The sequence below is a fragment of the Anaeromyxobacter sp. PSR-1 genome, from assembly GCF_000964525.1.
Lineage (GTDB): Bacteria > Myxococcota > Myxococcia > Myxococcales > Anaeromyxobacteraceae > Anaeromyxobacter.
The window spans coordinates 40,631-60,674 of sequence record NZ_BAZG01000010.1 but is presented as its reverse complement, the minus strand read 5'-3'; the positions used below and the strand labels follow the sequence as shown (position 1 = coordinate 60,674).

Genomic DNA, 20,044 nt, shown 5'->3' with positions numbered 1-20,044 from the left:
CCACGGAAACCTGCCCCCGGGTCACGGCGGCACGCCGCCCGGGCAGGCCGCGCCCCCCGCACCCGCCTACCCGGCGCCCGGCCGCGGCAACGACCGCGGCAACGCCCAGCCCCCGGGCCACGGCGGGACGCCGCCCGGCCACGCCGCGCCCGCTCCGGCCCCCGCGCCCCGCGACGACGCCCGCGGCGGCGGCAACGGCAACGGCCAGGGCCGCCGGGACGACAAGGGCGACAACGGCAAGAAGGACGACCGGAAGTCGCGCCAGCAGGACGATCTGAAGGACCGCCGCTTCCAGCGGCTCTAGCCTCCCGCCTTCGCGGGCCTTCCAGGAGGGCCGCCCCTCACCCGGGCGGCCCTCTTCGTTCGTGGCACCTGACGGGTAACTTGCCCTCCCGCGCGGGACGCGGATAGCGTCCTGCGTCATGAATCCAGCCCTCACCAGCGCGATGCTCGTCGTCGCGGCCGCGGTCTTCACCTTCACGATGACCCGCCGCGTCATGCCGCTCCTCGCGCTGCGGCGCGACGTGCGCACCGACCGGCCGGGGGAGCGCATCCGGGCCCTCGTCCGCTACGGCCTCGGCCAGCGGCGGCTCGTCGATCCCGAGGAGCGCCGCCCGGGCCTGCTCCACGTCGTCATCTTCGCGGCGTTCCTCATCCTCGCGCTCCGCACCGTCACGATGTTCGGCATGGGCTTCTCGGCGGGCTTCCACCTGCCGCTGCTCGCCCCGGACTCCGGCCTCGGCCGCGCCTACGGGCTCGTGAAGGACGTGATGGTGCTGCTCGCGCTCGTCGCGGTGCTGGGCTTCCTGTGGCGGCGGCTGGTGACGCGGCCGGACCGGGTCACGCGCTCGACCGAGGGCGTGGTGATCCTGCTGTTCATCGCCGGCCTGATGGTGACCGACGTCCTCTTCGACGGCGCGCTGCACGTGCTGCGCGAGGACCCGCTCGGCCTCGGCGACGTCCTCGCCGGCGCCGGCTTCCAGCTCCCCGCGCCGCGCTTCGACGCGCTCGCGCCGGCCGGCTCGCTCGGCGCCGCGCTCTACCACGCGCTCGGCGCGGGGGCGGGGACGGTGAGCGCGGTGGGCGAGGCGTCGTTCTGGCTCCACCTCGCGCTCATCCTCGTGTTCGGCAACGTGCTGCCCTACGGCAAGCACTTCCACATCATCACCGGCCTGCCGAACGTGTTCTTCGCGCGGCTCCCGCCGGCGGGCGCGCTGCGCAAGCTCGACCTCGAGGCGGAGGACGCGAGCTACGGCACCGCCACGGTGAAGGACCTGTCGTGGAAGGAGGCCTGGGACGTCTACAGCTGCACCGAGTGCGGCCGCTGCCAGACCCACTGCCCCACCTACGTCACCGGCAAGCCCCTCAGCCACAAGGAGGTGAACCGCTCGATCCGCCACCACCTCGCCGAGGTGGCCCCGGCGCTCACCGCGCTGGCGCGCGCGAAGGACCCCGCGGTCCGCGAGACGGCGGCCGGCGCGCTGCCGCCCATCTCCGAGGTGATCCCGCCGGAGACGTTCTGGGCCTGCACCACCTGCGGCTGGTGCGAGACCGCCTGCCCGGTGCTCATCGAGAACGTGCCGCGCCTCGTGGACATGCGGCGGCAGGCGGTGCAGGTGGACGCGGTCTTCCCCGACGAGGCCCAGCGCGTGTTCAAGGGGATCGAGACGCAGGGCAACCCCTGGGGCATCGGCTCGAACAAGCGCACGGAGTGGTGCGAGGACCTGGAGGTGCCGCGCGCCGCCGACGGCGGCGACTACGAGTGGCTCTTCTTCGTGGGCTGCGCAGGCGCGTTCGACGACCGGCAGAAGAAGGTCTCGCGCGCCATCGTGCGGATCCTGCGCGAGGCGAAGGTCTCGTTCGCGATCCTGGGCGAGGAGGAGACCTGCACCGGCGACGCGGCCAGGCGGCTCGGCAACGAGTACCTGTTCCAGATGCAGGCCACCGCGCTCACCGAGACGCTGAACGGCCACGGGGTGAAGAAGATCCTGGTGCAGTGCCCGCACTGCCTCAACACCATCGCGAACGAGCTGCCGCAGTTCGGCGGCCGCTACGAGGTGGTGCACCACGCCGACCTCATCGCGCGGCTGGTGAAGGACGGGCGGCTCGCGCCCGGCGTGGCGGAGGGGCTCGGCCAGGTCACGTTCCACGATCCGTGCTACCTGGCGCGCTGGAACGGCGTCACCGAGGCGCCGCGCGAGGCGCTCGCCGCGGCGGGCGTGCAGGTCTCGGAGATGCCGCGCAACCGCCGGCAGGGCTTCTGCTGCGGGGCCGGCGGCGGCCGCTTCTGGCTGGAGGAGAAGCTCGGCGCCCGCGTGAACCAGAACCGCGTGGACGAGGCCGCCGCCACGCTCGGCAAGGCGGGCGGCGTCATCGCCACCGGCTGCCCGTTCTGCCTCACCATGATGAAGGACGGCGTGAACGAGACCGGCCGCGAGGAGACGCTGCGGGTGCTGGACGTCGCCGAGATCGTCGCGCTCGGCCTGCCGAAGCGCGCCGAGGCGGCGCCCGCGGCCACCCCGGAGCGCACGCCGGCCGCGCCGCGCGGCGAGGCCTAGCGCGGGGGCCCGGCCACCGGGACCTCCGCGGCGCAGGCGTCGAGGCGCCGCCGCACCTCGGCCTCGAGCGCCTCGAGGTCGTTGCCGGAGCGCGGGTCCGCCCCCACGCAGGTGAGGATCCGGTCGTAGGGCGAGCCGCCCGAGCGCCCGAGCGCCTCGTAGTCGATGCGCCGCGCCACCGGCTCGCCGTCGGCGCCCGGCCGGAACGCGCCGAACAGGCCGTCGGAGCCGGGCGCGAGCTCCTCCTTCAGCGCGAGCAGCTCGCGGAGCGCGGCGCGGAAGGGCCGGTGCTCGAGGTGGCGCAGCTCGACCCGCGCGCCGGCGCGGACCGCCACCCCGCCGAGCGCCGCCCGGACGAACTCCACGTCGGTGATGACGAGGCCGTACAGGTGGTAGTCGTCGCAGGCCGCCGCGGCGATGGCCGCCTCCTCCTCCGAGAGCCAGGCGTGGCTCGGGCAGAGGAACGCGTCGCAGGTGGCGACGTCGTAGACGCCGCAGTCGCGCAGGTCCACGCCGCCGTTCGCGGCCGGGTGCGCCAGGCACCCGACGCGCGACTCGGCCTCGTCGAGGAAGCCGAGCAGCGGACACACGCGCACCGACGGGAAGAGCGGGGCGGGCCCGCCGCCGGCGAGCGCGGCCGCGGCGGCGCGGAACGCGGCCGGGGTCCGCTCGACCTCCCGCAGCGCGCGGGTGCGCCGGGCGAGCTCGGCGTGGAGCGCGGGGCGGGAGAGGTCCTCGGCGTTGTACAGGCCGCAGCACGCGCCGCAGCTCATGCCGTCGCGCTGGCAGAGGCTCTTCACGGACGGGCGAGCGAGGTGCGGCAGCTCGCGCAGAGCCCCGGCCCCTTGCGGTCGCTGTCGGCGGCGTCGCGCGAGAGGAACATGGCGCAGCGGAAGTCGAGGCAGTGCGAGAGGCCGAGCAGGTGCCCGACCCCGTGCACCGCCTCCACCTGGATCCGCCGCCTCGCCAGCGCCGGGTCGGCCGCGCCGAGGCGCGACACCGAGTACACCGCCGCGCCCGCGTCGCGGTCCGCGTCGCCGAGCACGTAGGCCGCGTCGGGGAGGAACAGGTCCACGTCCACCACGCCCAGCACCGGGACGCCGCCCGCGCCGGCGCGCAGCGCGGCCAGCCGGCGGACGATGGCGGGCGCGTGGTACTGGCCGCGGTCCTTGTTGAACGCGTACTGCGGGCGGTCCAGCGACGGCCCGGCCTTGCTGGCGAGCCCGTACACGTCGCGGAGCGCCTGCGCCGCCTCGGCCAGCGTCTTCGGGCCCACGTTGCCGAGGCCGATCAACAGGACGTGCGAAGGTGCCGCCACGGGCCTCACCTCGTCGTGCGCGTTCGCCGCCCGGGAGGGAGAGCTGGCTGAGGCGGAAGGATTCGAACCTTCATGAGCGGATCCAAAGTCCGCGGTCCTGCCATTAGACGACGCCTCAGGATGCTTCACGGACACGCGCGCGCTGCTCCGGACGTTGCGCTCCCGACGCGCTGTTGAGTGGCCCTCACCCGCTGACCGCGATCAAGCCGTCACCAGCGTACCAGGGCGCTGGCCCAAGTAAAGCCGGCCCCGAAGGCGCACAGTCCCACCAGGTCTCCGCGGGAGACGCCGCGCGCCTCGACCGCCTCGGCGAGCGCGAGCGGGATCGAGGCCGCGGTGGTGTTGCCGTAGCGCTGGATGTTGTTGAACACCTGGTCGTCGCGCAGCCCGAGCGAGCGCTGCACCATCTGCGCGATGCGGAGGTTCGCCTGGTGCGGGACGAGGACCTTCAGGTCCTGCGGGCCCACGCCGTTCCTGTCGAACGCCTCCTTCAGCACCTCGGGCATGCGCACGACCGCATGCTTGAACACCTTCTGCCCCTCCATGTGCGGGAAGATGGTGGCGTCCTCGAGCATCCGCGGCTGGACGCGCGGGTGGTAGATCGAGCCGGGCGCGTCGGTGAACAGGTCGCGGGCGAAGCGCCCGTCGGCGTGCAGGTGGCAGGAGAGCACGCCGCGGTCCGGGTCGTCGGTCGCCTCGAGCAGCGCGGCGCCCGCGCCGTCGCCGAAGATGACCGCCACGTCGCGGCCGCGGGTGGTGACGTCGAGGCCGGTGGAGTGGACCTCCGAGCCGACCAGCAGGACGCGCCTGTACATCCCGGTGCGGATCCAGGCGTCCGCCACCGAGAGGCCGTAGATGAAGCCGGTGCACTGGTTGCGGATGTCGATGGCGGGAACGCCGGGGATGCCCAGCTTCGCGTTCAGGAAGCAGCCGTCGCCCGGGAACATGTGGTCGGGCGAGAGCGAGGCGTAGACGATCGCCTCGATGTCGGTCGGCTTCCACCCGGCCTTGTCGAGCGCCTTCTTCGTCGCCTCGAGCGCGAGGTCCGAGTTGCCGGTGCCCTCGCGGACCCAGCGGCGCTCCTGGATCCCGGTGCGCTCCTGGATCCACGCGTCGGTGGTCTCCATGTAGCGCGTGAGCTCCTCGTTGGTGACCACGCGGTCGGGGACGTGCGTGCCGAGTGCGACGATGGCGGCGCGGGGCATGGGCGGCTCCTTCCTTCGCTGCTGGTGAATATGGGCCGTGGGGCGCGGGGCCGGAGCGGCCCGGTGCCCGGTCGGCGCGGCCCGTCAGATGTCCAGGTTCTGGACGTCGAGCGCGTGCTTCTCGATGAACTCCCGGCGCGGCTCCACCGCGTCGCCCATCAGGATCGAGAACACCTCGTCGGCCTCGACCGTGTCGTCCACGCGCACCTGCAGCATGGTCCGGCGGGCCGGGTCCATGGTGGTCTCCCAGAGCTGCTCGGGGTTCATCTCGCCGAGCCCCTTGTAGCGCTGGATGGTCTGGCCCTGCCCGGCGGCCTTCTTGACGGCCTCGACCGCCTCGAACACGTCCAGCACCTCCTCGGCGCCCTCCGGCGTCTCGAGGCGGAACGGCCCGGGCCCGAGCTCGGCGATGGCGGCGTGCAGCGCCGCGAGCTCGCCCCACTCCGCGCCCGACAGGTAGTCATGGTCGAGGCGGGTGTCGCGGGGCGCGCCGGCCATGCTGGTCTGGTAGACGAGCGCGTCGCAGCCGTGCTCCTCGTCGCGCTCGATCTTGGCGATGCGGACCTGGAGCTCCGGGTGGAGCTTCTGCGCCTTGTCGAAGATCTTCTGCACCTGCTCCTTCACCTGGTCGTGGTGCTTCAGCAGGTCGAGGTCGAGGTCGCCGAGCTGGATGGCGGCGTCCACGATGCGGCTGTCGCGCCGGCGGTCCACCCGCGCGAGCAGCGCCCGGTAGGCGATGGCGTCGCGGGCGAGGCGGGCGAGGTCGCGCCCCTCGATGACCGTCTCGCCGGCCACGAGCTTCGTCCGGTCGGTGCCGAGCGCGAGCAGGTACTCGTCGAGCGCCGCCTCGTCCTTGAGGTAGCTCTCCTTCTTACCCTTCGCGACGCGGAACAGCGGCGGCTGCGCGATGTAGACGAGCCCGCGCTCGATCACGCTCGGCATCTGCCGGAAGAAGAACGTGAGGAGCAGCGTCCGGATGTGCGAGCCGTCCACGTCCGCGTCCGTCATGATGACGATCTTGTGGTAGCGGATCTTCTCGACGTCGAACTCCTCGGGGCCGATGCCGGTCCCGAGCGCGGTGATGATGGTCGCGATCTCCGCCGACCCGAGCATCTTGTCGAAGCGGGCCTTCTCGACGTTCAGGATCTTGCCGCGGAGCGGGAGGATGGCCTGGGTGCGCCGGTCGCGCCCCTGCTTCGCCGAGCCGCCGGCGGAGTCGCCCTCCACCAGGTACAGCTCCGACTCCTTGGGATCCCGCGACTGGCAGTCGGCGAGCTTGCCGGGCAGCGAGGCGCTGTCGAGCGCGCCCTTGCGGCGCACGGTCTCGCGCGCCTTGCGCGCCGCGATGCGGGCGCGGGCCGCCTCGGCCACCTTCCCGCAGACGCGCTTCGCGACGTTCGGGTTCTCCTCGAGGTAGGCGGAGAGCCGCTCGTTGAGCATGGTCTCGACCATGCTCTTCGCCTCGGTGTTGGAGAGCTTGGTCTTGGTCTGCCCCTCGAAGCTGGCGCCGGGGAGGCGGACCGAGATCACCGCGGCGAGCCCCTCGCGCATGTCGTCGCCGCTGGGCAGCTCGTCCTTCAGGTCCTTGAAGAGGTTGTTCTTCTGGCCGTAGGCGTTGATGGTGCGGGTGAGCGCCGCCTTGAAGCCGATGAGGTGCGTCCCGCCCTCGTGGTTGTGGATGTTGTTGGCGAACGCGAAGACCTTCTCGTCGTAGCCGTCGTTCCACTGCAGCGCGATCTCGACCAGCGCCGGGCCGCGCTCGGTCTCGACCTCCTGGCGCAGCGCGATGGGCGGCTGGAACAGCACGTTGCGGCTCTTGTTCAAGAAAGCGACGAACTCGCGGATGCCGTCCTTGAACAGGAACTCGTGCTTCTTGCCGTGCCGCTCGTCCTCGATGGTGATCTTGAGGCCGGCGTTCAGGAAGGCGAGCTCGCGCAGGCGCCCGGACAGCGTCTCGAAGCTGTACTCGGTGGTCTCGAAGATGGTCGGGTCGGGCTTGAACGTGATGCGGGTGCCGCGGCGCTGCGTCTCGCCGATGGCGGAGACCTTGCCGGCGGGCGTGCCGCGGTCGTAGCGCTGCGCCCACACCTTGCCGTCGCGGTAGACCTCGGCCTTCAGCCACTCCGAGAGCGCGTTCACGCAGGTCACGCCCACGCCGTGGAGGCCGCCGGAGACCTTGTACGCGTTCGACTCGAACTTGCCGCCGGCGTGGAGCTTCGTCAGCACCACGTCGAGCGTGTCCATCCCCTTCACCGTCGGGTGCGGGCCGACCGGGATGCCCGAGCCGTTGTCGAGCACGGTGATGGAGTTGTCGGCGTGGATGGCGACGTTGATCTCGTTGGCGCGGCCGGCCATGGCCTCGTCCACCGAGTTGTCGACGACCTCGTAGACGAGGTGGTGCAGGCCGCGGGCGCCCACGTCGCCGATGTACATGTGCGGCCGCTTGCGCACGGCCTCGAGGCCCTCGAGCACCTTGATGGTGTCGGTCCCGTAGTCGTCATCCGCGGGAGCCGCGGGACGGGGGCTCTGCTCGGCGGTGTCCAGGGGGGTCCTCGCTCGTTTCTCTGAAAGGTTCTCAGGTGTTGAGGCGACCCTGGGGTATAGCAGGCGCGGCCGCCGGAGGCAACGTCTTATCCGGACCGCAACCCCGCGAGCTTCTTCACGAAACCAGCGGGGAAACCACCCCCGATCGCACCTCGTAGAAGGCGGTGTCGGGGCCGGCGGCCGGCTCGATGAGGCGGCGGTCGGTGGTGGTGAGGAACGCCTGGGCCGGCAGCGCCGCCAGGTAGCCGAGCAGGAAGCGGTTCTTGGCCGGATCCAGCTCCGAGGACACGTCGTCGAGCAGCAGCAGCGGCGGCCGCCCCAGCGCCGCGCGCAGGTTCTCGATCTCGGCGATCTTGAGCGCGAGCACGAGCGCGCGCTGCTGGCCCTGGCTGCCGTAGAGCCGGGCGCCCTTCCCGCCGAGCGCGAGCACGAGGTCGTCCATGTGCGGCCCGGCCGAGGTGAAGCCCTTCTCGCGGTCGCGCTCCAGCCGCGCCTCGAGCGCGCGGGCGAGGCGCGCGGCCACCTCGGCCTCCGGGTGGTCCACCTCCACGCCGCCGGCGGCGCGGTAGGCGAGGTGCGCCTCGGGGGCGGACGGCCCGGAGATCTCGGCGAAGGCGGCCCGGAGCCGCGGGGCGAGCTCCGCCACGAGGTCGCGCCGGCGCACCAGGAGGCGCGCCCCGGCGCGCACCAGCGGCTCGCGGAAGCTCGCCTCCACCTCCGGCGCCCCGCCGCGGAGCGCCGCGTTCCGCGCCCGGAGCGCCCGTACGTACTCGCGCGCCTCGCCCAGCACCGCCGGCCAGCGGTTGAACGCGGCGCGGTCGAGGAACCGCCGGCGCCCGTCCGGCCCGGCCTTCACGAGCAGGAGGTCGTCCGGCGAGAAGCAGACCGAGGCGAGGCCCTCGAAGTAGTCGTCGAGGCGGGCCCCGGAGCCGAGCGCCTTGCCGTCGAGCGAGGCGGTGCGGCCGCCCGCGGCCACCTGCACCGCCACCCGGCGCACGCCGCCCGGCCCCTCGAAGTCGCCGGCCACGCCGGCCCGGTCGGCGCCGAACCGGACCAGCTCCGCGAGCCGCACCGCGCGGAGCGGCTTCAGCGTGGTGAGGAAGTAGATGGCCTCGAGGAGGTTGGTCTTCCCCTGGCCGTTCTCGCCCAGGAGCACGGTGGCCCGCGGCGACGGCGCGAGCTCGACCGCGGCGAGGTTCCGGAAGTCCTGGACGTGGAGGGAGAGGAGCTTCACTCAGATGCGCATGGGCATCACGACGGCCGTGAAGCCCTGGTCCGCCTCCTCGCCGCCCTTCAGGACGCCCGGGGAGAGGTCGTCGGCGAGCTCGAACACCACCTCGTTCGACTTCACCGCCTGGAGGACCTCCATGATGTAGCGCGCGTTGAAGCCGATCTTGAGCGGCTCGCCCGCGTACTCGACCGGCACCTCCTCCTTCGCCTCGCCGAGGTCCGGGTTCTGCGAGAGGACGCGGAGCAGGTCCTTCGAGAGGTCCAGCTTCACCGCGTGCGCCTTGTCGGAGGAGAGCAGCGAGATGCGCCGCAGCGTCTCCAGGAACCGTCCGCGGCCCACCTTGAAGACCTTCTCGCCGGCCTTCGGGATGACCTGCTTGTAGTCCGGGAACAGCCCCTCGATGAGCCGCATCACCAGGACCACGTTCGGCCGGCGGAAGATGGCGCTGTTCTCGACGAACCCGAGCTTCGCCTCCGGCTTCTCCTCGCCGGACTCGGCCGCCTCGGCGAGCAGCTTCTTCAGCTCGGCGAGCCCCTTCTTCGGCAGGATCACGCCGCGCTTCAGGCCGAAGGTGGCGCCGACGGTGCGCTCGGAGAGCGAGAGGCGGTGGCCGTCGGTCGCCACCAGGCGGAGCGCGTCGCCGGCCGGCTCGAAGTAGACGCCGTTCAGGTTGTAGCGGGTCTCGTCGTTCGAGACGGCGAAGAAGGTCCGCTCGATCATCTCGAGCAGGAGCGCCGGGTCCACGTCGGCGAACGGCACCTTGTCGAAGCGGGGCAGCGCCGGGAAGTCCTCGGCGGGCAGGCCGACGATCCGGAACTCGGAGGGGCCGCTCTTCACCTCGAGGTAGTTGTTGTGCGCCTTCTTGAGCGTGACGGTCTGCTCGGGCAGCGCGCGGACGATCTCGTAGAGGTGGCGGGCCGAGACGGCCACCGCGCCCTCCTTCAGCACCTCGCAGGCGTGCTCGGAGGAGACGGCCAGGTCGAGGTCGGTGGCGGAGACGACGAGCTGGTCGCCCTTCTTCGCCTCGAGCAGGACGTGGGAGAGGATCGGCATCGTGCTCTTCTTCTCGACGATGCCCTGCGAGCGGCCGAGCGCCTTCGCGAGCTCCTGGGCGCCGATCTTCAGTTCCATGGGATGATCCTCTTCTTTGAGATCCGTCGTCGAAGCAGGGGGAGGACCGATGTGGAAAAGCGGCCGAGCGCCCTGATCCTGCTCGAGTTTCTTCCCCGGAAAAACCCGTGGATCCGGCTGGGTGTGGGTTGTGTAGCGCGCCGCGAGAGAGAGTGTCAACGCTCGCCCACAGCCCATCCCCAGCCGGATCGACGCAGGATCCACGGCCTTCCCACAGGCTGATCCGGGTGCGGGCCGACCGAGGGCGGTCCCTCGCCTCCGGCCGCGCCTTCGGCACGGCCTGCGCTCGGGATGCCGGCGAGCCTTCGGCGAGCCTGCGCTCGGGGCGAGCGGACCGGGAAGACGCTCGCCGTGGGCCCGTCGAAGGGTGACGGACGCACCGCGGCCTTCCCCGGCCGCGAGGCGGCGGGGCGAGGCGCGGCGGCGCGGGCGGGTCACGGGGCGAGCTTCGCGGAGAGCTGGGCCACGGCGGTGCGGACGGCGTCGTCCGACTCGAGGAGCCCCTTCACGCGGTCCACCGCGGCGATGACGGTGGTGTGGTCCTTCTTGTTGAACTTCTCGGCGATGGACTGGAACTTCTCCTTCGCCAACTCGCGGCAGAGGTACATCGCCACCTGCCGCGGGAACGCGATCTTCTGCTCGCGGGAGGCGCTCGTGAGCTTCGCGACCGTCAGCCCGTAGTGGCCGGCCACCGCCTCCTGGATCTTCTCGATGGGCGGGCGGTAGCCGGGCGGCGGGATGACGTCGGCGAGGACGTCGCGGGCGAGCGGCACCGTGATCGGCTCGCTCTTCAGGGAGGCGAACGCGGCGAGGCGCATGAGCGCGCCCTCGAGCTCGCGGACGTTCGACCGGATGTGCTGGGCGAGCAGCTGGGTGACGTCGTCCGGCAGGTCGATCTTCTCCACGTCCGCCTTCTTCTGGAGGATGGCGGCGCGGGTCTCGAACTCCGGCACCTCGATCTGCACCCGCATGCCCCACTCGAACCGCGAGCAGAGCCGCTCGTCGAGGCCCTTCAGCTCCTTCGGCGAGCGATCGCTGGAGAGCACGATCTGGACGTGGTGGTCGTGGAGCTCGTTGAACGTGTGGAAGAACTCCTCCGCCGTCTTGTCCTTGCCGGCGAGGAACTGCACGTCGTCCACCAGCAGCGCCGAGCACTCGCGGTACTTGCGGCGGAACTCGTCCATCGTGCCCCTGGAGAGGGCGGCGACGAAGTCGTTGGTGTAGCGCTCGGAGGACACGATGGCGACGCGGCCGCCGCTCTTCTCCAGGATGGCGTGGGCCACCGCGTGGAGCAGGTGCGTCTTCCCCAGGCCGGAGTCGCCGTGGAGGAAGAGCGGGTTCCAGGTGCGGCCGGGGTTGGCGGCGACGGCCTGGGCGGCGGCGAAGGCGAAGTGGTTGGAGGCGCCGACCACGAAGGTGTCGAAGGCGTAGCGCGGGTTCGGGCGCGAGTCGCGCGGCTCGAGGTGCGGCTCGGCCGCGCGCGCGGCCACGGCGGCGGCGGGCGGCGGGGCGGCCGGCGCGCCGAGCGGGCGCGGCGCGTCGTCCACCGCGAAGGCGATCCGGAGGCGCTCGCCGGTCAGCTCCGGGATGAACTCCTCGAACCAGCCCCGGTAGTTGTCCTCCACGAAGTCGCGGTGGAACTTGTCCGGCGCGCCGATCTGGAGCCGCCCCTCGCCGAGCGAGACCGGGCGGAGCGGCTCGAACCAGCGCTCGTACAGGTCCTCGCGGCAGCGGGCGCGGAGGAACCCGTCGATGCGGGACCAGAGATCGTCGAGCGGCGTTTCCACGAGTGCGCTCGCAGGTGCTTCCATCCCCAAGTCCCCCAAGGACCGAAAACGCGAAAATGCCCCCCGTCCGCAGGCTCCCTGGGAGTCTGCGGCTCCACTCTTCGCTCGGTCTGCGAGGAGTCGGGCGGGCTCGTGGTGCGGGCGCGGAAGTTAGCGAAGGTTCGCCGCGCGGATCAAGGCCGAGTTGATCGTCGGCGAAAGCACGCAGGTTTCCGGCGAGGCCCCGGAGGCGATCCTGCGACGGCAGCGCCCGGAGGCCCGAAGTGCGCGGAAACCTTGACATCGCGCGAGCGATCGGGGAGTTTGCCGCGCCATGAAGCGGACTTATCAACCGAAGAAGCAGCGGAGGAACCGCACCCACGGTTTCCTCAAGCGTTCCAAGACCCCCGGCGGACGAAACGTCCTGAAGAGCCGGCGCGCCAAGGGCCGCAAGCGCCTCACCACGCGCGCGCCGAAGAAGTAGCGGCCGAGGTGAGGCTGCCGAAGGCGGCGCGGCTGCGGCGCCGCCGCGAGTTCGTCCAGGTCCAGCAGCACGGCAGGCGGCTGTACTCCGGAGACGTGCTCGTCCTCGCGCTCGTCTCCGGATCGCCCCGGCCGAGGATCGGGATCACGGTGTCCTCGAAGGTTGGAAACGCCGTCGAGCGGAACCGCGTGAAGCGCTGGGTCCGAGAGGCCTGGCGCGAGATCCGCCCCGAGTTTCCCCCCGTCGATCTGGTCGTCATCGCCCGCCCCGCCGCATTGCGGATGGGCCTCGACGGCGCGCGCCGCGCGCTCGCCGCGGCCGCCCGCGCGCTCGGGGCGGCGCCCGGAGGCGGCGCGTGATCCGCGGCGCCCTGGTGCTGCTCGTCCGCATCTACCAGCGGCTCGTGTCGCCGCTCCTGCCGCCGGCCTGCCGCTTCTATCCGTCCTGCTCCGCGTACGCGGTCACCGCCCTCCAGCGCCACGGCGCGCTGCGGGGCTCGTGGCTGACCGTGCGCCGCGTTTGCCGCTGCCACCCGTTCCATCCCGGGGGTGTCGACCCGGTGCCGGAACTGACCCCTAAGAGGTAGACCTTGGGTCCTGACAATCGCCGCATCCTCCTCGCGACCGTGCTGTCGGTCGGCATCCTGATCCTCTGGCAGGTGATCTTCCCGTCGAAGAAGCCGCAGCCCCAGCCGAAGCCGGCCGCGGCGCCGGCGGAGGTGGCGAAGCCGACCGCCCCCGCGTCGCCGGCCCCGGGCTCCGCCGCGGCCGCGGTCCCGGCGCCGCCGCCCGACGCGCCCGAGGAGACGGTGAAGCTCGCCGGCAAGGGCTTCGAGGCGACGCTCACGACCTACGGCGGCGCGCTGAAGAGCCTCCGGCTCGAGGGCGACAAGTTCCGCAAGCAGGAGAAGGACCGCGAGGTGCAGATCGACCTCGTCCACGTGACGGACGGCCAGCCCTACCCGCTCTCGCTCTCGGCGTCGCCGGAGCTGGGCGGCGGCGGGGACGTGGCGGCGGATCCGGGCGCGCGCGCGCCCATGCGGATCGTGGCGAAGGACGCGTCGTCGGTGACGTTCGAGGGGCGCGTCGGGAACCTCGCCGCGAGGAAGACGTTCCGCGTGACCGGCAAGCCGTACGAGCTCGCGCTCGACGTCGAGCTCTCCGGCGGCGCGGGCAACGGGACCGTGGGCGTGCTCTACCCCGCGTTCATGCCGCCCGAGACGAAGAGCGGCGGCATCTTCTCCGGCCCGCCGCTCGACTTCGTGCGGCCGGTCTGCCGGGCCGGCACCACCACCGAGCGCTTCGACCTCGCCAAGGAGGGCGCGCCGGAGAAGCTCGAGGGCCAGGTGTCCTGGGCCGGCGTGGACCAGCACTACTTCGTGGCGGCGGTGCTGCCGGCGGAGCCCATCGGCACCTGCACGTTCGCGCGCGGGCCGGTGAAGGGCGCGGGCGTCGCCGCGCTCGCGGTCCCGGTGGAGGGCGGCGCGCGTAAGCTGTCGCTGACCGTGTACGCGGGCCCGAAGGACCTCGACACGCTGCGCGGCTACGGGCGCGGCTTCGAGAGCGCCATCGACTACGGCGCGGTGGCGAAGTTCTTCGCGCTGTTCGCGCGCGGCCTGCTCTACGTGATGCGCTGGCTCGAGGCGATCGTCCGGAACTGGGGCGTCGCCATCATCCTGCTCACCGTCCTCGTCCGCCTGGTGCTGTTCCCGCTCACGTACAAGTCGATGCAGTCGATGAACGAGATGCGGAAGCTGCAGCCGGAGATCGAGAAGCTGAAGGCGAAGTTCGGCGACGACCGCGAGAAGATGAACCTCGCGGTGATGCAGCTCTACCAGAAGCACAAGGTGAACCCGCTCGGCGGCTGCCTGCCCATGCTGCTGCAGATGCCGGTGTGGTTCGCGCTCTACGCGGCGCTGCAGACCTCGGTGGAGCTGTACCGAGAGCCGTTCCTCTGGATGAAGGACCTCACCGCGCACGACCCGTACTTCATCCTGCCCATCGCCATGGGCATCTCGAGCTTCGTGATGCAGAAGCTCTCGCCGCAGCCGGCCGACAACGCCCAGGCGAAGATGATGCTCTACTTCTTCCCGGGGTTCTTCACGGTCATCATGCTGTTCGTCCCGGGCGGCCTGACGCTCTACATCTTCGTCAACAACCTGCTCTCGATCGTGCAGCAGCAGCTCATGATGAAGCACCAGCAGGCGGCGCCCGCCCCGGCCGCCGGGAAGTAGCGGAGGAGCCATGGACGAGAGGCAGCCGAGGGAGGGCGCGCCGCCGCCGCGCGAGGCGCCCGAGAAGGTGGCCGCCGCCCGGTCGTTCCTCACCGAGCTGTTCCGCCGGATGGGCGGCGAGGTGGCGATCGAGGTGAAGGAGACGCCCGAGGCCATCGGCGTCGCCGTCACGGCCGCCGCCGGCAACCAGCTCGAGCTCTCGTCCGCGCTCGTCGAGGCGGCGCAGTACCTGGTGAACCGCGTCGTGAACCCGCGCTCCGAGGGGCGCAAGTGGGTGAACCTCGACGTGGGCGGCTTCCGCGAGGAGGGCGACCCGGCGGTCGAGGCCATGGCGGCGCGCCTGGCGGCGGCCGCGGTGCGGATGGGCCAGGTGCTGGCGGTCGCGCCCATCAGCCCGCGGGAGCGGCGGCAGATCCACCTCGCGCTGGTCGGGAACGGCGAGGTCTCGACGCGCAGCGAGGGCGAGGGGATCTTCCGGCAGCTGCTCGTCATCCCCGCGAAGCGCGGGGCGAAGGAGTAGCCGTTGGCGAAGGAGAAGACCCGGGAGGAGAAGCTCTTCTCCGCCGCGGTGCTGCGGCGCTCCTTCGCGCTGCAGGACGATCAGTACCGGGACGGCTTCAAGTTCGTCTACGAGGGCGTGCTGCGCGACCTCGGGCTCGAGGACGCGGACGTCGAGGCGTTCCTCTCCGAGCACCTGGCCGAGGTGGACGCGGCCATCGGCCGGCGGGGCCGGAAGGCCTAGCCGCCGCCATGGACCCGGCCTTCCACGAGGCGCTGGCCCGCGGGATCGAGGCGCTCGGGCTGCCGGTGGACGCGGCGGCGCGGGCGCTCCTCGAGCGCTACGCGGATCGCCTCCTCGCCTGGAACCGGAAGGTCAACCTCACCGCCATCACCGCGCCGGCCGAGCTCGCCGAGAAGCACCTGGTGGACAGCCTGGTGCTCCTGCCGCTCGTAGCCGGCGCGCGGACGCTGCTCGACGTGGGGAGCGGCGCCGGGCTGCCGGGCATCCCGCTCGCGTGCGTCCGCCGCGAGCTGTCGGTCACCTGCTGCGACGGCGTGGCGAAGAAGATCGCGTTCGTGAAGGCCGTCTCGGCCGAGCTGGACCTGCCGGTCCGCGGGGTGGCGGTGCGGGCCGAGGGCCACCCGGAGCGCGAGGGGCTGCCGCGCGCGGACGCGGTCGTGTCCCGGGCGCTCGCGGATCCGGATCGATGGGTGCCGCTCGGCGCCCGCTACCTCGCCGAGGGCGGGACGCTGCTCGCCATGCTCGGGCGCGAGGTGGATCGCGACGCGCTCCAGGCCGTCGGCGCGGCCGAGGGGCTGACGCTCGTCGGCCTGGACGTGTTCGAGCTGCCCATCTCGCGCGCCGCGCGGGCCGTGGCCCGCTGGCAGCGGAAGTAGGCGGCTGGGGTCGAACGCGGGCTCCCGCTCGTGGTTCGACAGGCTCACCACGAGCGGGCGTTCGTCTTCCCGCTCACCCTGAGCGTAGGCGAGCCGAAGGCTCGCCGGAGTCGAAGGGTCACCCTGAGCGTCCCTCGACTCCGCGCGGCCATGCGGCCGCGCTACGCTCGGGATGAGCGATTGGAGTCGAAGGGCGGCTGACCGCGGCGCCAGCCGGCCCGGCCGGCCGGCTTCCCCGGACTTCCCGCGCAGGAACCGGTGTTCCACGTGGAACGGCGGCACCGCCGCCGCGGGCGTGTTCCACGTGGAACAGGGTGGCCGCCGGGGTCCTCCCGGCGCGGACGTTCCACGTGGAACGCCCCCGTGTCAGAGGGCTAGGGCATGGTCCCTCGGCACCGTCCCAGATCGGGACACCGGAACCGCAACGAGGGAACTCTTCTTGGACGAGACGTCGGCTGGGGGCATCGCCCCCGTGGAAGCAGGGCGCATGGGCCGCATCCTCACCATCGCGAATCAGAAGGGCGGGGTCGGCAAGACCACCACCGCCGTCAACCTGGCCGCGTCGCTCGCGGCCGCGGAGCACCGGACGCTGCTCGTGGACGTGGACCCGCAGGGGAACGCCGGCAGCGCGCTCGGCATCCGCCGGGACGAGTCGGAGAAGTCCATCTACGAGGTGCTCCTCGACGACCAGCCACTCTCGGAGGCGGTTCGCAAGACCGAGCTCAAGTTCCTCGACCTCGTGCCCGCCTCGCGCCACCTGGTGGGCGCGGAGCTGGAGCTGGCCGAGCTCGACGCGCGCGAGTCGCGCCTGAAGCGCGCCGTGGACACGCTCGCGCCGAGCTACGAGTACGTGGTCATCGACTGCCCACCGTCGCTCGGCCTGCTCACGCTGAACGGCCTGGTGGCGGCGCAGGGCGTGATCATCCCGCTCCAGTGCGAGTACTACGCGCTCGAGGGGCTCGCGGACGTCCTGAAGACCATCGAGCTCGTGCGCGCCGCCGCCAACCCGGGCCTGACGGTGGACGGCATCGTCCTCACCATGTTCTCGCCCAACAACCTCGCGAACCAGGTCGCGGACGAGATCCGGAAGACCTTCGCGAGCCAGGTGTTCCGCACGGTGATCCCGCGGAACGTGCGGCTCTCCGAGGCGCCCAGCCACGGCAAGCCCATCCTGCTCTACGACGTGACGTCGAAGGGGTGTCAGAGCTACCTCGAGCTCGCAGGCGAGGTCGCCGCCCGCTTCGGCGCGGAGGGAGGTCTCGCGTGAGCATCGCCGAGAAGCGCCGCCCCGCCCTCGGGCGCGGAATGGCCGCCCTGCTGTCCAACGCCCCGCCCCCGCCCAGCGCGGCGGCGGCGCCCGCGCCCGCCATCCCGGGCCGGACGCTGCTCACGCTCCCGGTCGAGGCCATCGAGCGCAACCCGGAGCAGCCCCGCAAGCGCTTCGAGGACGCGAAGCTCGAGGAGCTGGCGGCCTCGATCCGGCAGCACGGGATCGTCGAGCCGATCCTGGTGCGCAAGGACGGCGGGCGGTACCGGATCCTGGCCGGTGAGCGCCGCTGGCGCGCCGCCCAGCGCGCCGGGCTGAAGGAGGTCCCGGCGGTCCTGCGCGAGGCGACCGACCGCGAGGCCTTCGAGCTCGCGCTGGTCGAGAACCTCCAGCGCGCCGACCTGAACGCGATCGAGGAGGCGGAGGCCTACGAGGTCCTCCAGGCGGACCACGGCCTCACGCAGGAGGCGATCGCGACCCGCGTCGGCAAGGAGCGCTCCACCGTCGCGAACGCGCTCCGCCTGCTGAAGCTCCCGGAGGACGTGCGCGAGTCGGTCCGGGGCGGCCAGCTCGACATGGGCCACGCCCGCGCCCTGCTCGGCCTCGAGGAGGCCGAGGCGATCCGCAAGATCGCGCAGCGGGCCATCCGCGAGGGGCTGTCGGTGCGCGCCACCGAGGCGCTCGTGCGGAGCCTCTCCAAGAAGCCGTCGAAGGCGGGGCCCGCCGATCCGCCCGCCGACAGCCCGGCGATCCGCGACCTTGCGCACCGGCTGCAGCGCCGGCTGGGCGCGCGGTGCCGCGTCGTCCCCAAGTCTGCGGTCGCCGGGAAGCTCGAGGTTGAATACACCTCCCTCGACGAACTCGACGGAATACTGGCAAAGATCGGAGCGTAACAGTAGGGTTCGACGTCCCCGGTTCAAGGGACGTCGAGCCTGGGCCGGCGACGGCCGATCCAGTACCACTGTGAGGAAGGATGTCCTTCTGGAGCAAGCTGAGGGAGGACGCGCCGTCTGACGGCGTGTCCGGCCCGGCTGAAGACACGCCCACGAAGCCATCGAGGAACGAGGAGCCGCATTCCATGGCCATGCTGAAGCGCGAAGAACTCACCTCCATCCCGGCCGCGTCCGGGGATCTCAACGCCCTCCTGGGCCGCGGCTCGGAGTTCGAAGGGAAGCTCACCTTCGAAGGCACCGTCCGCATCGACGGCAAGTTCACCGGCACCATCGTGACCAACGATGTGCTGGTGGTCGGCGAGGGCGCCAAGGTGTCCGCCGAGATCACCTGCGGCACGGTGATCGTCCACGGCGAGATCAACGGCAACGTCCGCGCGAAGAACGCGGTCGAGCTGCACCATCCCGCCAAGATGCGGGGCAACATCGAGGCCCCGTCGCTCATGATCGAGAAGGGCGTCATCTTCGAGGGTCAGACGAAGATGGAGGCGCTCGACAAGAACGCGTCGAAGCCCGCCCCGGCCCCGGCCGTCGCGGCCGTCAAGCCGTAACGCGGCGCGTCAGACCGTGGGCATGAGAAAAGCGGGCTCCGGAGACGGGGCCCGCTTTTCGTTTGCTGAGGCCGCTGTGCGATCCCGCGCATCGCGGGGCGCAGCCCCGTCCGCGCGGCGAAGCCGCGCCCGCGGGGACCTCGCGCGAGCCCGCGAAGGCGGGCGCGCGAGGTCACGGGCCCCGCGCAGCAGGGTGGGGCCCCGCGGAGCTCCGCTCCGTGGGGCGGGGCGCAGCCCCGTCGGATCACTCAGGTGATCTTCACCTGGATGGCGCGCGGCTTGGCCTCGGCGCGCTTCGGCAGCGTCACGGCCAGCACCCCGTTCTTCGCCTCGGCGCGGATGTGCTCCGCGTCCACGGTGCTCGGGAGCGTGAAGGACCGGGTGAACGTGCCGTAGCCGAGCTCCACGCGGTGGTAGTTCTCGCGCTTCTCCTCGTGCTCGAGCTTCCGCTCGCCCCGCAGCGTCAGCACGCCGTTCTCGAAGCGGACCTCCACGTCCTTCGGGTCCACCCCGGCCAGCTCGAAGCGGAGCGTCACCGCGTCCTCGTCCTCGTAGATGTCGCACGCGGGCGTCCAGCCCACCGACTCGCCGGCGCGGAACAGGCGGTCTTCGCCGAACATGCGGCTCATCTCGTCCTGCAGCCTCGCCAGGTCGCGGAAGGGCTCGAATCTGGTCAGCATCGCCATGATTTTTGACCTCCTTTTAGGCGCGGGGAACGTAAGTCGACGGGTGCGGGTGTCAAACGAGGCCCGAACCCCGCGAAAGTCCACGGACTAAATCCGGGACGTACTTGACCGGGGCGCCTGCGACATGCTACGGAGCGCGTCCCTTATGCTCATGGGTTCCATCGCCCGCCGGTACGCCCGGGCGCTCTTCAGCCTCGCCGTCGAGCAGGGCCGTGTCGAGCCCTGGAACGACGCGCTTCAGGTCCTGAAGAACGCCGTCGAAGGCTCCCCCGATCTGCGCGACGTCCTGTCCAACCCGGTCTACTCGAAGGAGCAGCGCCGGGCCATCGTGGAGAAGCTGGCCTCCGCGCTGAAGCTCGAGCGCGAGCCGGCCAACCTCCTCTTCCTGCTCGGCGACCGGAACCGCCTCGCCTACCTGGCGGCGGTGGTGGACACCTTCCGCGCGCTCGCCGATCAGCACCTCGGCCGCCTCCGCGCCCGGGTCACCTCCGCGGTGCCCCTCGACGCGCAGGCCGCGCAGTCCATCGCCGACCGCCTCTCGCAGGCGACGAAGGCGACGGTCCTCCTCGATCGCGCGGTCGACCCGGCCCTCCTCGGCGGCGTCGTCGCCCAGGTCGGCAGCCTCGTCTACGACGGCTCGCTGCGGACCCAGCTCGAGGACCTCCGCAAGACCTTGAAGCAGTAACGAACTCGCTCCCCTCACAGCATCGCCCCGGAGAACC

The 20,044-nt window shown here is 71.9% G+C and carries 20 protein-coding genes, 1 tRNA gene and 1 pseudogene; 13 read left to right on the top strand and 9 right to left on the bottom strand.

All coding sequences use genetic code 11. From position 1 onward, the window contains the following. Window positions 1-304: pseudogene (locus PSR1_RS03480) on the top strand (hypothetical protein); the annotation flags it as partial. A gap of 118 nt (window positions 305-422) precedes the next feature. Beyond that, on the top strand, window positions 423-2,558 hold the full coding sequence (locus PSR1_RS03475; RefSeq protein WP_059436247.1) for a (Fe-S)-binding protein: 2,136 nt from the start codon (window positions 423-425) through the stop codon (window positions 2,556-2,558). Here the strand turns inward: PSR1_RS03475 and PSR1_RS03470 are convergent. The 8 genes from PSR1_RS03470 to dnaA form a co-directional block, all read right to left on the bottom strand. Further along, window positions 2,555-3,358, bottom strand: coding sequence for a hypothetical protein (locus PSR1_RS03470; protein WP_059436246.1), 804 nt, complete (start codon window positions 3,356-3,358; stop codon window positions 2,555-2,557). The two genes, PSR1_RS03475 and PSR1_RS03470, sit on opposite strands and share 4 nt — an antisense overlap. Further along, window positions 3,355-3,876, bottom strand: a complete 522-nt coding sequence (locus tag PSR1_RS03465; RefSeq protein WP_011419067.1) for an archaemetzincin — start codon at window positions 3,874-3,876, stop codon at window positions 3,355-3,357. Before PSR1_RS03465 ends, PSR1_RS03470 begins: the two co-directional genes overlap by 4 nt. A 44-nt stretch (window positions 3,877-3,920) precedes the next feature. Then, window positions 3,921-3,994: transfer RNA gene (locus PSR1_RS03460), tRNA-Gln, on the bottom strand. 91 nt (window positions 3,995-4,085) lie between these two features. Further along, on the bottom strand, window positions 4,086-5,081 hold the full coding sequence (locus PSR1_RS03455) for a 3-oxoacyl-ACP synthase III family protein (protein ID WP_059436245.1): 996 nt from the start codon (window positions 5,079-5,081) through the stop codon (window positions 4,086-4,088). Between the two features lie 84 nt (window positions 5,082-5,165). Further along, window positions 5,166-7,625, bottom strand: coding sequence for a DNA topoisomerase (ATP-hydrolyzing) subunit B (gene gyrB, locus PSR1_RS03450; RefSeq protein WP_082100121.1), 2,460 nt, complete (start codon window positions 7,623-7,625; stop codon window positions 5,166-5,168). A gap of 115 nt (window positions 7,626-7,740) precedes the next feature. Then, window positions 7,741-8,859 (bottom strand): DNA replication/repair protein RecF, encoded by a 1,119-nt coding sequence (locus PSR1_RS03445; protein ID WP_059436243.1) that lies wholly within the window; start codon window positions 8,857-8,859, stop codon window positions 7,741-7,743. Continuing rightward, window positions 8,860-9,987, bottom strand: coding sequence for a DNA polymerase III subunit beta (dnaN, locus tag PSR1_RS03440; RefSeq protein WP_059436242.1), 1,128 nt, complete (start codon window positions 9,985-9,987; stop codon window positions 8,860-8,862). A gap of 434 nt (window positions 9,988-10,421) precedes the next feature. Further along, complete coding sequence (gene dnaA / locus PSR1_RS03435; protein ID WP_237757804.1) at window positions 10,422-11,774, bottom strand: chromosomal replication initiator protein DnaA; 1,353 nt, start codon at window positions 11,772-11,774, stop codon at window positions 10,422-10,424. A gap of 313 nt (window positions 11,775-12,087) precedes the next feature. Between dnaA and rpmH the strand changes: the two genes are divergently transcribed. The 10 genes from rpmH to PSR1_RS03390 all read left to right on the top strand — a co-directional run bounded on the left by rpmH (window position 12,088) and on the right by PSR1_RS03390 (window position 18,636). After that, complete coding sequence (gene rpmH / locus PSR1_RS23335; protein WP_011423406.1) at window positions 12,088-12,237, top strand: 50S ribosomal protein L34; 150 nt, start codon at window positions 12,088-12,090, stop codon at window positions 12,235-12,237. Between the two features lie 8 nt (window positions 12,238-12,245). Then, window positions 12,246-12,596: a ribonuclease P protein component gene (gene rnpA, locus PSR1_RS03430; protein ID WP_059436240.1), complete on the top strand. Its 351-nt coding sequence runs from the start codon at window positions 12,246-12,248 to the stop codon at window positions 12,594-12,596. Then, complete coding sequence (gene yidD, locus PSR1_RS03425) at window positions 12,593-12,823, top strand: membrane protein insertion efficiency factor YidD (RefSeq protein WP_059436239.1); 231 nt, start codon at window positions 12,593-12,595, stop codon at window positions 12,821-12,823. The genes rnpA and yidD overlap by 4 nt, the downstream gene beginning before the upstream one ends. A gap of 3 nt (window positions 12,824-12,826) precedes the next feature. After that, the gene (gene yidC, locus PSR1_RS03420) at window positions 12,827-14,470 is read left to right on the top strand and encodes a membrane protein insertase YidC (protein WP_059436238.1); all 1,644 of its coding nucleotides are present in this window, start codon (window positions 12,827-12,829) and stop codon (window positions 14,468-14,470) included. A gap of 10 nt (window positions 14,471-14,480) precedes the next feature. Then, window positions 14,481-14,990: a R3H domain-containing nucleic acid-binding protein gene (locus PSR1_RS03415; protein WP_059436237.1), complete on the top strand. Its 510-nt coding sequence runs from the start codon at window positions 14,481-14,483 to the stop codon at window positions 14,988-14,990. A gap of 3 nt (window positions 14,991-14,993) precedes the next feature. Further along, window positions 14,994-15,212, top strand: coding sequence for a hypothetical protein (locus tag PSR1_RS03410; protein WP_059436236.1), 219 nt, complete (start codon window positions 14,994-14,996; stop codon window positions 15,210-15,212). A gap of 8 nt (window positions 15,213-15,220) precedes the next feature. After that, the gene (gene rsmG / locus PSR1_RS03405; RefSeq protein WP_059436235.1) at window positions 15,221-15,868 is read left to right on the top strand and encodes a 16S rRNA (guanine(527)-N(7))-methyltransferase RsmG; all 648 of its coding nucleotides are present in this window, start codon (window positions 15,221-15,223) and stop codon (window positions 15,866-15,868) included. 487 nt (window positions 15,869-16,355) lie between these two features. Beyond that, window positions 16,356-17,135, top strand: a complete 780-nt coding sequence (locus tag PSR1_RS03400) for a ParA family protein (protein ID WP_059436234.1) — start codon at window positions 16,356-16,358, stop codon at window positions 17,133-17,135. Further along, a complete protein-coding gene (locus PSR1_RS03395) occupies window positions 17,132-18,028 on the top strand; it encodes a ParB/RepB/Spo0J family partition protein (RefSeq protein ID WP_059436233.1) in 897 nt (298 codons plus the stop codon). Before PSR1_RS03400 ends, PSR1_RS03395 begins: the two co-directional genes overlap by 4 nt. A 185-nt stretch (window positions 18,029-18,213) precedes the next feature. Beyond that, entirely contained in the window at window positions 18,214-18,636 is a 423-nt protein-coding gene (locus PSR1_RS03390; protein ID WP_059436232.1) for a polymer-forming cytoskeletal protein, read from the top strand. A 248-nt stretch (window positions 18,637-18,884) separates the two neighbouring features. Here the strand turns inward: PSR1_RS03390 and PSR1_RS03385 are convergent, their stop codons facing one another. Continuing rightward, on the bottom strand, window positions 18,885-19,316 hold the full coding sequence (locus PSR1_RS03385) for an Hsp20/alpha crystallin family protein (RefSeq protein ID WP_237757803.1): 432 nt from the start codon (window positions 19,314-19,316) through the stop codon (window positions 18,885-18,887). Window positions 19,317-19,467: 151 nt separating this feature from the next. On the opposite strand from PSR1_RS03385, the gene atpH reads away from it, so the two are divergent. Continuing rightward, complete coding sequence (gene atpH / locus PSR1_RS03380) at window positions 19,468-20,007, top strand: ATP synthase F1 subunit delta (RefSeq protein WP_059436230.1); 540 nt, start codon at window positions 19,468-19,470, stop codon at window positions 20,005-20,007. Window positions 20,008-20,044: the final 37 nt, after the last annotated feature.